Annotated in this window: 11 protein-coding genes; 4 read left to right on the top strand and 7 right to left on the bottom strand. The window is 44.3% G+C overall.

Annotated elements, in window-relative coordinates; genetic code table 11:
- The first annotated feature begins 9 nt into the window (after positions 1 to 9).
- The gene (tnpA, locus tag BUQ89_RS00775) at positions 10 to 426 is read left to right on the top strand and encodes an IS200/IS605 family transposase (RefSeq protein WP_074202453.1); all 417 of its coding nucleotides are present in this window, start codon (positions 10 to 12) and stop codon (positions 424 to 426) included.
- Positions 427 to 504: 78 nt separating this feature from the next.
- On the opposite strand, the gene BUQ89_RS00770 is transcribed toward tnpA, so the two are convergent.
- Genes BUQ89_RS00770 through argJ form a run of 3 tightly spaced genes read right to left on the bottom strand, consistent with a single transcriptional unit; the run spans position 505 to position 3,594 of the window.
- Positions 505 to 1,449, bottom strand: a complete 945-nt coding sequence (locus BUQ89_RS00770; protein ID WP_143071280.1) for a Nudix family hydrolase — start codon at positions 1,447 to 1,449, stop codon at positions 505 to 507.
- A 15-nt stretch (positions 1,450 to 1,464) separates the two neighbouring features.
- Entirely contained in the window at positions 1,465 to 2,346 is an 882-nt protein-coding gene (locus tag BUQ89_RS00765) for an ATP-binding protein (RefSeq protein WP_028462258.1), read from the bottom strand.
- 6 nt (positions 2,347 to 2,352) lie between these two features.
- The gene (gene argJ / locus BUQ89_RS00760; RefSeq protein WP_028462259.1) at positions 2,353 to 3,594 is read right to left on the bottom strand and encodes a bifunctional glutamate N-acetyltransferase/amino-acid acetyltransferase ArgJ; all 1,242 of its coding nucleotides are present in this window, start codon (positions 3,592 to 3,594) and stop codon (positions 2,353 to 2,355) included.
- 104 nt (positions 3,595 to 3,698) lie between these two features.
- Here argJ and BUQ89_RS00755 point away from each other — a divergent pair, with 104 nt between their 5' ends.
- Positions 3,699 to 3,926 (top strand): sulfurtransferase TusA family protein, encoded by a 228-nt coding sequence (locus tag BUQ89_RS00755; protein ID WP_028462260.1) that lies wholly within the window; start codon positions 3,699 to 3,701, stop codon positions 3,924 to 3,926.
- 22 nt (positions 3,927 to 3,948) lie between these two features.
- Here BUQ89_RS00755 and BUQ89_RS00750 read toward each other — a convergent pair whose 3' ends face one another.
- The 3 genes from BUQ89_RS00750 to pmbA are packed head-to-tail and all read right to left on the bottom strand — an operon-like array spanning position 3,949 to position 7,195.
- On the bottom strand, positions 3,949 to 5,232 hold the full coding sequence (locus tag BUQ89_RS00750; RefSeq protein ID WP_028462261.1) for a TRAP transporter large permease: 1,284 nt from the start codon (positions 5,230 to 5,232) through the stop codon (positions 3,949 to 3,951).
- Positions 5,232 to 5,786 carry a TRAP transporter small permease subunit gene (locus tag BUQ89_RS00745; protein ID WP_028462262.1) on the bottom strand — a complete coding sequence of 185 codons (555 nt, stop codon included), beginning with the start codon at positions 5,784 to 5,786 and terminating at the stop codon, positions 5,232 to 5,234. The genes BUQ89_RS00750 and BUQ89_RS00745 overlap by 1 nt, the downstream gene beginning before the upstream one ends.
- Positions 5,787 to 5,836: 50 nt before the next feature.
- Positions 5,837 to 7,195, bottom strand: a complete 1,359-nt coding sequence (pmbA, locus tag BUQ89_RS00740; protein WP_028462263.1) for a metalloprotease PmbA — start codon at positions 7,193 to 7,195, stop codon at positions 5,837 to 5,839.
- 128 nt (positions 7,196 to 7,323) lie between these two features.
- Here pmbA and yjgA point away from each other — a divergent pair, with 128 nt between their 5' ends.
- A complete protein-coding gene (gene yjgA / locus BUQ89_RS00735; protein ID WP_028462264.1) occupies positions 7,324 to 7,866 on the top strand; it encodes a ribosome biogenesis factor YjgA in 543 nt (180 codons plus the stop codon).
- 460 nt (positions 7,867 to 8,326) lie between these two features.
- Entirely contained in the window at positions 8,327 to 9,382 is a 1,056-nt protein-coding gene (locus tag BUQ89_RS00730) for a DUF445 domain-containing protein (RefSeq protein WP_028462265.1), read from the top strand.
- Positions 9,383 to 9,391: 9 nt separating this feature from the next.
- Here BUQ89_RS00730 and BUQ89_RS00725 read toward each other — a convergent pair whose 3' ends face one another.
- Entirely contained in the window at positions 9,392 to 10,219 is an 828-nt protein-coding gene (locus BUQ89_RS00725) for an alpha/beta hydrolase (RefSeq protein WP_245812863.1), read from the bottom strand.
- Between the last annotated feature and the right edge of the window lie 1,618 nt (positions 10,220 to 11,837).

Here is an 11,837-nt window from a genome sequence, read left to right as displayed (position 1 = left end):
AATTGGTTTATGCAAGTTGATAACGATGTAAGAACAGGAAAACATTGCGTTTTTAATCTTCATGTTCATTTGGTCTTTGTAACAAAATACCGTAGAGATGTTTTCTCCGGAAGGGTATTAATTGATCTGGAAGAAATATTTAAAAACGTGTGTTTGGATTTTGAAGCAGAATTGGTGGAATTTAACGGTGAGCATGATCATATTCACCTTTTAGTTAACTATCCACCAAAAATTGCTATTTCTAACTTGGTAAATAGTTTGAAAGGCGTTTCAAGCCGACTTATTCGCAAAAAGAATTATCCCGAAATTAAAAATAAGCTTTGGAGTAATATGCTTTGGAGTCCAAGCTATTTTGCGGGTAGTTGTGGTGGAGCACCACTCTCGATTATTAAGCAATATATTGAACAACAGCAAAGACCGCATTAAACAGGCTTCGCCTGTGCGCTTATATCTCCGCCCTGAAGGACGAAGTTTTACGCGCTATTTGATAAAAAAAGCAAACCATCAAGTACCGCGCATCATGGCAATACCATGAGCACCCAACTCCTGAGCTGTCGCCAGGTCTTCCTGGCGTAATCCACCCAGAGCATAAACGGGCAGAGAGTAATCACGAATCAGTGCAGCAAATTTCTGCCAGCCAAGTGCTGGAGACCCAGGATGACTCAAGGTCGGAAAAACAGGACTCAACACGATAAAATCCAGATTCAACTGCGCAGCATGATGAAGTTCTTCGGTATTATGACAGGACGCACCACACAGACCCTGCTCAGGTCGGCATGAAAGTGCCATTAGCTGTGATGATGAAAAATGTACGCCATCTGCGTCCGTTTCACGAGAAAACACCCCATCTCCATTAATCAAGACTTTTGCGCCATACGCATGCGCACGTTTGATCACTTCACCTGAAAAAGTACGCAAGGCCTCTCTCGACATTTCCTTTTCACGTATCTGTATCATTCGTAAGCCACGTTGCAAAGCATCCTCAATCCGTGTCAAGGCCGCATCGATACCCAGTGCTGTCGCCTGTGTAATGGCATAAATCGATGGCAACTGCAGCGCCTGTATAATAGGGGCGTTTGCGGGTAATACCGGTTCAACCTCAATATCATGGGGAGATTGCCAGGATAACCGCTGATTTTCCCGTGCCCACAAGCCACCGTGCCAGTCTGTAACGCGAAAAAAGTGCAGGCGGACAGTCGCGTGAGTATAAGTAAAAATACGTGTCATCCAGGGATCTGCATGTAGCATCTGCATTCCCAATTCCTCTTGCAGCTCCCGCTTGAGCGCGTGCAGCAAGGATTCACCTGCCTCCACCTTGCCTCCCGGGAATTCCCAATAACCGGAATAGGGTTTGCCCTCAGGCCTGCGAGCCAGCAAGAAACGGCCATCCGAACGGATGATAATCGCGGCAACGACCTCAACAATCACGGCTGAATCAGATATCACCATTAGATCCAGACATCATCATTTATTTTGGCTGACAGCGTGATGTCTGCCAGCCCAATCACGGGCAAATTGCCAGGCAACCCGTCCACTCCTGGAGCCGCGTTCCAAAGCCCATTGCAACGCGGCTGTACGTATCGAAGCCGTTACTTTCTTAATGCCAAAATGAGCCAGCCAGTACTGAATAATCTCTAAATAGCGATCCTGGTCGAAAGGATAGAAAGAGAGCCATAATCCAAAACGCTCCGATAATGCAATTTTCTCTTCAATCGCTTCTCCCGGATGGATTTCTCCATCAATATGCCGCGTATCCAGATTATCCTGCATGAACTCCGGAATCATATGACGTCGATTCGATGTCGCATAAATTAAAACATTTTCAGAAACTGCTGCCATTGAGCCATCCAGGACGACCTTTAACGCCTTATAGCCCGGCTCATCCATCTCGAATGACAAATCATCACAATACAAGATAAAACGTTCCGGTCGCAGATAAATCTGTTCGACGATGTCATGCAAATCAATTAAATTGTGTTTTTCTACTTCAATCAAACGCAGACCTTGACTGGCATATTTGTTCAACAGCGCTTTTATCAACGATGATTTACCAGTGCCTCTGGCGCCGGTAAGCAATACATTATTCGCGGGATAACCTTGTACAAACTGATATGTATTTTGATCGACCCGCTGTTTCTGCTCATCAATGCCGCATAACGCATCCAGAGTAATGTGATGGGGATGAACAATCGGCTGAATAAATCCGACATAACCTTGCTTGCGCCAGCGAAACACGATCGCTTCGTTCCAGTCTGCGACAGATTGCTCAGCAGGCACCCATCTTTCCAAGCGGGCAAGCAATTTGTCCGCACGATTACACAATTTATTTAACTTATTCTTAGACACAGATCATTAACTCCGGTAATCCGCATTAATCCGGACATAATCATAAGAAAAATCACAAGTCCATACTTTCGCTGCAGCGGCCCCGCGATTTAAAACCACCCGCACGGTGATCTCTGATTGACTCATGACTCGCTGACCATCCTGTTCTCGGTAGCTTTGTGCCCTTCCGCCGCGCTCGGCAACCAATACCTCGTCGAGATAGAGCTGTATATCATTGACGTCAAGATCCACTATGCCGGCGTATCCAATCGCAGCAAGAATTCTTCCCAAATTAGGATCAGATGCGAAAAAAGCCGTTTTGACCAAGGGCGAATGCGCAATCGCATAGGCAATGCGAGCACATTCATCGCGATTCTTTCCTGCCTCAACCTGTACCGTAATAAATTTGGTCGCGCCCTCACCATCGCGCACAATCATCTGAGCCAGTTCCGCAGAAACTCTGGTAATCGCCTCTCGCAAGAGATTGAATTCTAGGCTTTCCCTGTCGTTGATCTCAGCAGGTGCCGCACGACCCGTCGCCATTAGCACAAAAGCATCATTGGTGGAGGTATCACCATCCACCGTAATACAGTTAAAGGAGTGATCAGCCGCGTACCGTGCAATCTCGTGTAGCAGTGATTGACTTACCCCCGCATCTGTTGCTACATAACCCAACATGGTTGCCATGTTAGGGTGAATCATGCCCGATCCCTTAGCAATACCTGTAATAGTGATCGTTTTGCCATTCAGCAGAATCTGTTTTGATACGGCTTTGGGTACAGTATCCGTAGTCATGATTGCTTGCGCAGCAGCAAACCAGTTATCTGCTGCGAGATTCGCCACAGCAAGGGGTAAACCACTAACAATCTTCACCAACGGCAGCGGTTCCATGATAACCCCGGTAGAAAAAGGCAATACTGCCTGCGAATCGCAATTTAATAACTCAGCTAGCGCAGCACAAGTAACCTGTGTATCCGCAAGGCCGGTCTCACCTGTACCCGCATTCGCATTGCCCGTATTAATCACCAGCGCACGTATTGAGGATTGACCATCTGCTACACTGGCAAGATGCGCTTTCGCAACCACAACGGGGGCTGCGCAAAATCGATTCTGGGTGAAAACACCCGCCACTTTCACATCTTCGTCTAGTGCGATAATCAATAAATCCTTACGGCCGGATTTTTTAATACCCGCCTCGGCGATACCCAATGATAAACCGGCTATTGGCAATAATTGGTCAGGTAATAAAGGGATAATATTAACGGGCATAGTAATCAGATCAGTAGAAAATGCGCTATCCTACCGCATCTTTATCTTCAAGATCCATGATTTATCATCAAGATCGTGAATCAAAATTGGTTAAGGAGGAAAAAATGAATTTTGATAAAGAACTCGATGCACGCGGTCTGGTTTGCCCGCTACCCGTATTGCGTACCAAAAGATCTCTGGCAGATATGCGCAGTGGACAGATATTAAAAATTGTTGCCACCGACCCCGGTGCAGTCATTGATTTTCAAGTTTTTGCCGAGCAAACAGGCAATGAATTATTATCTCAATCAGAAACAACGGAAACCTTTACATTTTTCATGAAAAAGCGATAAATCTGGCTGATGTAACGGGTATTCAGAATAAAGTGATCATGCCAGGAAAAAGCATCACTGCAACCAGAGCCACCAACTGTAAAAAGATGAATGGAATCACTCCCCGATAAATATCCAGTGTACTGATTGTTGACGGAGCCACTCCACGTAAATAAAACAGCGAAAATCCAAAAGGAGGTGTCAGAAAAGAAGCCTGTAAATTTAGCGCAACGAGTATACCGAACCAGATCGGATCAATGCCGATCTGGCTCAGGATTGGTGCAATCATGGGAATAAAAATATAGGCAATCTCAACAAAATCGATAAAAAATCCGAGCAGAAATATCAACCACATCATCAGCACTACAAACCCCCATTTACCTCCAGGAATATGTTGCATGATCTGTTCGACAGCTTCATCGCCACCGGTATAGGTGAATACCATTGAAAAGAAAGTGGCACCCGCCAGTATGGTAAAAACCATTGCGCTGATTTTGGTTGTTTCCATCGCAACCTGATGCAACATGGAAAATCTGAAATGTCCGCCGATCAACGCCAATATGATAGCGCCGACCACGCCCATGGCAGCCGATTCAGTCGGGGTAGCCACACCAACAATCACCGTTCCCAAAACAATCATGATTAATGCCAGCGCGGGTACGATTGTTTTAAACGCCTGCACATATTGTGTCATTAGTGACGCGCCGCTACGAGGCATCGGCGGTGCAACCTCTTTCTTATATAGCGCCAACAAAAGACAATAAACAATATAGAGAACCACCAGTAACAGACCAGGAACAATCGCTGCTCGATAAAAATCGCCTACCGGTCGTTGCAGGACATCGCCCATAATAATGAGAATAATGGAAGGAGGAATGATTTGCCCCAGTGTCCCTGACGCACAGATGACACCACTGGCGAGCTGTTTATCATAGCTATATTTCAGCATGACCGGTAGCGCAATCAATCCCATGGTTACAACGGATGCACCCACCACGCCGGTCGATGCAGCCAGCAGCATGCCGACCAATATCGTGGAAACAGCTAATCCACCGCGGACATGGCCAAACAGCGATCCCATTGATACCAGCATTCTTTCTGCAATACCCGCTTTCTCCAGTATCAATCCCATGAAAATGAATAAAGGAACCGCCATCAGCGTAATATTGGTCATGATTGAATGCATACGTTCGGCGACCAGCAAAAATAACTGCAGGCCCTCCGAATAGAGCCCGAACATGAGCGCCACGCCACCAAATGTAAACGCCACAGGATAGCCCATCGCCAGAAATACGAGGCAAACCAGAAACATAATCAGCGCAATCATTATTTTTCCCGATGCACTGAAGTGCGATCATGAGCCAATTCTCGATTTGTATTTTCAATCAGCAAACGCACGTTACGCGAGATAATCGTCAATGACTGCATCAGCACAAGAAAATAGCCTAGTGGCAATAACGCCTTAAAGATAAACCGATAATGCAAGCCTCCTGGATCATTGGATATTTCCTGTATCTTGTAGGAATAAGTCACAAAATCATAAGCGCTATATAAAATCAATGAACACATCGGAATAACAAAAAATACCGTACCCAAAATATCTACAATTGCCTTTTTCCGGACAGTCATACGCGCATAGAATACATCTACCCGAACATTGGCATCTTCGCGCATGGTATAAGCTGCACCCAGTAAAAAGACAGCAGCAAACAGGTGCCATTCCATTTCCTGTAGGGCAATTAAACCACCATCAAACAGATAGCGTGCAATCACATCAATAAATACAATACAGATCATCAGGATACAAAGCCATCCTGCGAGCCAGCCAAAACTGCCGGAAAGCGCGTCAACAGCCTGCTCAAACTTGCGAAGGAATTTCATTTGAATTATTTACTCAATAACTGAAACGGAGCGTCAGGAATGACATCACTTTAACCGCCTGCAACAGTCATCCGTTCTATTAAAATTGAGCCGCTTTGTTTCGATCCATGCACCACCACGTCATCACCGACTGCAATAATGCCGAGCAGCATTTCTTTCATATTACCGGCAATAGTAATTTCTTCCACCGGATAACGAATCTCCCCTCCTTCAACCCAATAACCAGAAGCACCGCGGGAATAATCTCCTGTTACCGCATTCATTCCATGGCCCAGTAACTCTGTTACCAACAGGCCGGTGCCCATTTTCTTAAGCAGCGCTTCGAAACACTCTGGAGCCGCATTCTCAAGCACCAGATTATGGCACCCGCCCGCATTTCCAGTAGAGCACAGCCCTAGTTTACGTGCGGAATAACTCCCCAGGAAATAGCCCTTTACCACCCCGTTCTCAACCACATGGCGTGGATGCGTTGCTACCCCTTCATCATCAAAAGCACTGCTCGCCAAGCCCTTCTTGATATGCGGCAATTCACGAATTTGAATATCTGAAGCGAATACCTGTCGATCCAGACTATCTAGCAAAAAGGAGGATTTTCGATAAAGATTACCGCCACTCACCGCGGCAACAAAATGACTGATTAAGCTGGAAGCAATCGGCGCTTCAAATAATACAGGCACCTCACAGGTTGCAATTTTCTTCGCGCCCAGACGCGCAACACTACGCGCCCCTGCTTTCCGGCCAATACTCTCAGCCGATTCCAGATCGACTGTATCACGTGCCACGCTATACCAATAATCGCGCTGCATGGTATTATTTTCGCCCGCAATGACAGCACAGCTAATACTGTGGCGTGACAGCGGATATCCTCCCATAAATCCCAGGCTATTGGCATATACAAACTGGGACTCTCCCAGGGCAACACTGGCGCCCTCTGAATTGATAATACGCTTATCCGTCGCATAGGCAGCAGCCTCACAAGCACCAGCAAGTTGTATGGCCTCCTCTACGGGTAGAATCCAGGGGTAGTATAAATCCAGATCCGGAAATACTTGTGCCAATAATGTCGCATCAGCTAATCCCGCACAATCATCTTCAGCCGTATAACGTGCAATGGAAAGTGCCGCCGAAACCGTATCATTAATTGCTTGTGGAGAGAAATCAGTCGTGCTGGCATTGCCCCGTTTCTGCCCAATATAAACCGTGACGGACAACCCCTTATCACGATTGTATTCAATGGTTTCAACTGCTTTCTGGCGCACCGTTACGGTTTGACCGAAACCATCCGATACATTTGTTTCACAAGCAGTCGCCCCACCCTGTTTGGCATAAGTCAGAATGTCGCGTGCAATTTGCTGAAGCGTAGTGAGTGGATACGAAAATCGGGAATTTGACACGGATAGATTATTCATAGAGTAAATTCTTTGTGGAGATAATATTAAACTGAGAAATTTAGCGCGTTATCATTACTTTTGGAGCCAAAAAAATGAATTAGGGCGTTATGATAGCAGCTTCTTGATATCGTATTACACAGGTTCCCATGCAAAATAATCCAGAAAATGATCATAATGAGGCTGCACCCCCCAGCAAAACGCAACGCAAACAAGCAATGCATGCATTGCAGGAAATGGGTGAACAATTGACAGCACTTGAACTCAAACGGCTGCATGAGCTTGATCTGCCCGAAATACTCATGGACGCAATTCTTGCAGCGAAACAGATACATCAACACGGTGCACGGCGCCGACAAATGCAGTTCATTGGTAAATTAATGCGTAAAATTGACGTTACGCTCATTCAGGAAAAATTATTCGCCTGGCAAAACACGTCTCTGCAACAAACAACCCGACTGCATCAGCTAGAACGCTGGCGGGATCGCCTCTTGGCGGATGATCAAAGCTTCACTGAACTGGCACAAAACTATCCGACTGCCGATATACAGCACTTACGGTTACTGGTGCGTAATACGCATAAAGAAAAGCTTACAAACAAACCACCTAAAAGCTTCCGTTTATTGTTTCGTGAGCTACAAGCAATCATGACTGAAACAGCGATTGAAAAACGCCCATTCAAAACAGATTGATGTAGCTAATTATAGCGCTTAGTGTTTAATTTTCACGCGGCGTCCGAATCGGTGTTGCAATAACATCGCATTCCCGCACACTCAGCTCATAACCCGCCTTCTAACCAGGGCGCGGTGCAACCCAAAGCATATATTATCAGTCATTATTGCTATCTGTTCTGTACGCCAGAAAAGATCACCGCCATATAAAGTAAGGCCATAAGGCTATGGGAGAATAAACGACCATCAAAAAAATGGGCTGAATAAAGGTACTTATGCAGAGGCATCTTGCCAGGCTGAATGCTGACAGGCTGCTTGATTCACCATATTCATACAAGAACGATCGCTTGCTTAACTAACTTTATCGTTTATATAATGGCCGTTAAATTCGACAGCGAATTATCCGTATTTAATTTAATAAACAAGCATGGAGAAATATTCCTCGTTATTGAATCTGTTCTGTCCATATAAGGAGTGATCGATGAGTGAATTGATAACTGAATTAATAAATAACTTTTCCTTTAATACCGTTGCCGATAGAAGTTGGCTAGAGATTGCTTCGATCGTAGCACCCTCTCTATTTTTGATTATTCTGTTATTTGGATTGAGCTTTTCACTGAGCAGCAAAAAATGGAAAATTACTGCCTATATTATCTGCACGCTTCTCGCTGTCGTTTTCCTACCTTATGAATTACTCCGCCAGTCAACCGAAATATCTAAGGCTGAAGCAAATATTGATGAAATGCAGGTCAACCTGAAAGCGTTATTGAACGCAGCAAACCTCGACCATCTGGAGCACTTAACCAACAAAGAAGTGGCTTCCAATATGCTCGAAGGCTTGATTGATGATCTTAATGAAGAACAAAAGAAAGATCTGATATTTATCTCATGGCTCATCACTGAAAATGAAAAACAGGCGCAACATCTTCATGAAGATAAACAAAAGGTATTCGTTGATGAAATTAAACGCGATCTAAGTAAAATGAAAAATGAAATTATTGAGTCAAGAGAACCGACTGATAAAATTTCTGGTGATATCCTGAACCGAATTGATGATGACGTCAGCGATTTGATAGAGAAAAGAATGCAGGTATTTAATCAAAAAATTGACGCTACAATAGAAAACTTTCAAACAACATTTAATTCCTTTGTACAAAAAGAATTAAACGAATATAAAAATACACTGGATTCCATTACACAGAAAAATATTCACGAACTCGCAAATTATACTCAGACGGCAAAACAGGCTTTTGCTCAGCAAGTGGATCAAGCAAATAAAGAATCGTTGCAGAAACTTGAGGATACAAAAGAAAGCATTGACAACGTAGGCGCTACCATTGAAAAAAGTAACCTGAAAGATGTGGTTAGTCAGGTACAACAGCTTTCAACCTCGATCGATTATATTCAGAAAAAAAATGATATCTTATTCGAATATAGTGAATGCCTAAGAACTACCGGATTAATTGATTTCAGTGGCAGAGAAAACCAATGCAAGAATAAACTCAAGAGGGCCATGAGCCAGTTAATCGATAGCTGATCGGCGGTCCTACGGAGACTGGATTATTAAATTTTCAGTAACGAAGTTTTCAAATGACCTTATCCAAGACTCCTGCATAAAGATAAACCCATCATTATGTCCGCCTTGTAATGTCAGGAATTGTTTTGGCTCAAAGGCCATCTGATATAAACTCTGACCGTGTTTAAATGGCACGATCTCATCTTGCAAACTGTGGACAATTAATACAGGGCAAGTTACCGATCGCAATGATTCAACGGTATCGTAATTAAATCGTGCTATCCGTCGTACGGGAAAAAAAGGATAAATTTCTTCTGCCATGTCCGGAACAGAAGTAAATACCGAGGCCAGCACCAGCATTCCTGGGGCTTTGTGTGCCGCAAGCCAGGCCGCTACAGCACCACCGAGGGATTCGCCGAATAGAATAATACGCGACGGAGAAATCCCTTTTACCTCAATCAGATAACGCCATGCTGCCAAAGCATCCAGATAGGTACCGGATTCCGTTGGCGTACCGCTACTCTGGCCATAACCACGGTAATCAAAAATAAGTAAGTTATAGTCCAGCTGATTAAACATCGACAAGTAACCGATACGATGGGAAATATTACCGGCATTGCCGTGAAAAAATAGTACTGTCGCCTTTGCTCCAGATGCGGGAACAAACCAGCCGTGCAGCATTTCATTATCCACTGTGTTAATCCTCACCGATTCATAGACTAATCCGACCTGGCCGGGCGTGGCTATAATCTTACGGCCAGTTTCTGGGAAAAATATCAAGCGTGACTGACCCAGAAATAACAGTAAAACAAGCAGCAGATAAATCAGGATAACCACGATAACCCAATTAAACAGCATGCGCATAATGTACCTATTCGTATTTTCGTATCACGCCAGGAATCCTGTCACAACTCACCTCGATAATACTCAATCAGTGTGAAAACAAAAATAATCCAGGACAATCCCCTGATCGGCATCCATTCGTCTCCTCTTCCCCGTTATCCCATGCGGTTATAGATCCAATTGCACTCTCCAGCATATGAATAACGAACCGATTTCTTCATCTTGCTTATTAAACTGCGTCAATATTTAATAGCGATCAAGACAAGATATCCATGACACATCTACTTTTCAGCGCATTAAACACAGGTGTCCTATGTTCATAGCCAACTGTGTTTAAGATCCCAAAGTCATCGATCAAAAAGATTAACCGACGGCAGATTAGCGCTACAGAATAAATAGCCGATTATCAACATGGCACCTCATTACACTCAAATGCAGCCATGTTGATATACCCAACCAGATCTCAGTGGGTCACTGATGCTTCTACCACTGCTGCGGATGAGGTCGACAAGGATGACGGTACTCGACTACTGGAAACCAGGCGATTCCACTTATCCATGAATTCAATAATGACTTCTATATTGACATCATTGAGCAAAACAAACGGTTAGATGGAATTCTGCCCAGCACTGATGTGGAAACCAGTTCTGCGGTGAGCGCCCCTCGCATACCGAAAAATTCAACGGACCAGTATAAGTTTCAATCATATCGCTGGGGATTGATTCAGGTTTCATTCGCTTCTGTTGTAGGAGACAGATGAAACGGCTCACTCAGAAAAGCATTGAATGCAACACTATCAGATGAACCAGTCATATTGCTCGGTTGCAATAGAGTCGACCTACACTCCTGACATTCGATCAATGGTTGCGTATTCCACTCTTCAAGTACCCGCATTTTTTTGAGAAAATGACACCGTACTAAACAACGGACTCCGAACTCGCCCCTGCAGGAAAACCCATCACCACCACTGCCTTTACGCGTTACAGCTACAGCTACAGGCTACAATACTGTTGTAGGCTACAGCGGCAGTCCGATTATCTGATTTACGCTTTCCAGATGTCATAATTCATCTCCTCATTCTATCTCTGCTGACCTACCTCGTTCAGCAGAAAGCTATTGATTAGCATAACCTATACTGCCCTTAAAATATTGATAGCCGCGTTAAACTAAATAGGGCCGGTACTCTAATTTATGCCAGCACCAATGCCATTTTCACAAACAAGATGAGGCTGATTTATTCAATCACTCATTTCAACAAATACACCGCATCATAAGCTTCAAACGAAAAATCCGGCCAAATTATTGATTCATTCGCATCCACTTTTTTTGACAGCTTAATCATAGAATACCAATCTTAACTACCGAATAGGTAAACCACCCATTCATGGCTAAGGAAAATCCTTAAAAAATTCCCGCCACTGTGTTTGAAAATAAGCCTGGCCATTATTTGGAATAGAGAGATTGCGCTAGGTTGTCTCACTAGCTGCTCGTCATATGATGAGATGACGGACATAAAAACCATAAATTACTCGCTTGTTGTGACAAAAATCACATTCATCTGATCGCTGATGGATCAGAATAACAACATCGCAGCGGCTAAATCAGGACAATGACTGATCACATAATCCTGTTA

The sequence above is a fragment of the Nitrosomonas cryotolerans ATCC 49181 genome, from assembly GCF_900143275.1.
In the GTDB taxonomy this organism is placed as follows: Bacteria; Pseudomonadota; Gammaproteobacteria; order Burkholderiales; family Nitrosomonadaceae; genus Nitrosomonas; species Nitrosomonas cryotolerans.
Note: the sequence above shows the minus strand (reverse complement) of the source record. Positions and strands in the feature narration are given on the sequence as shown.